Consider the following 932-nt stretch of genomic DNA (forward strand, 5'->3'; position numbering starts at 1 on the left):
GAGTGCGCCGCCAATGATCGCGCCGTCGCGCTCGTCGCGATTCGCCGCGATCGCGCCGCCGGCGCCACCACCGATCGCGCCGCCCACCACCGCGCCGGTGCGGCCGCCCAGTGCATCGCCGACGGTTGCGCCGGCGATACCGCCCAGCGCACCACCGAGCGCGTTGTCCCAGTTGTCTGCCGCGGCCGGCAGTGAAATCACCGCAGCCGCGGTGACGATGAATGCGGAGGCGATCTTCTTCAACATGCGAATGCTCTTCCTTGTGCTCAATCTGAAGTCCGGTTTCTTGCGTTTCTGCCGATTCGTTTCAACGCATGTTTTCAACGAAAGGCCGGCGAAAGATAGCACTCCCATTCAAACCTGGTTCGCCATTGTCGTAACAGATTGTGTGCACCTGGAAAGCCCCTTCGGAATCGCTATTTTTTTATCCCGACTCCATTGTTTCTCCATCAAACCGCACAAAAACGTCCATGGAAACCATGGCTCTTACATCGGGATCGACGTCGTGAACGCATCCGCCAGAAACTCGCCGTCGGCCAGTCGATGGTGCCGAATGAAATCGCGCTGCGCGGACTCGACCATCACCGGTGCGCCGCATGCATACACCTGGTGGCCCGACAGATCGGGCAGATCCTCGATCACCGCGCGATGGACGAAGCCCGTGCGGCCCGTCCACTGATCGCCGGCGTCCGGCTCGGAGAGCACCGGCACGTACTTGAAGTTCGGGATCTCGCGTGCCCACTGCTCGGCGAGTTCACCGAGATAGATGTCCTTCTTGCGGCGCGCGCCCCAGTAGAGCGTCATTGGGCGCGTGATGCCCGTGTGCTTCACGTGCTCGATGATCGCCTTGATCGGCGCGAAGCCGGTGCCCGATGCGAGCAGCACGATCGGCTTGTCGGAATCTTCACGCAGGAAGAACGTGCCGAGCGGGC

At 62.1% G+C, this 932-nt stretch carries 1 protein-coding gene and 1 pseudogene; both read right to left on the bottom strand.

Annotation, left to right across the window (positions count from 1 at the left end; translation table 11 throughout):
• The coding region (locus F3J15_RS37430; protein ID WP_240161556.1) for a glycine zipper domain-containing protein at positions 1-246 on the bottom strand (246 nt) is incomplete at its 3' end.
• Positions 247-486: 240 nt separating this feature from the next.
• Positions 487-932, bottom strand: a pseudogene (locus F3J15_RS37435) (CDP-6-deoxy-delta-3,4-glucoseen reductase); the annotation flags it as partial.

Origin of the sequence: Burkholderia sp. Ap-955, from assembly GCF_011753045.1 — a bacterium.
Lineage (GTDB): Bacteria > Pseudomonadota > Gammaproteobacteria > Burkholderiales > Burkholderiaceae > Burkholderia > Burkholderia lata_D.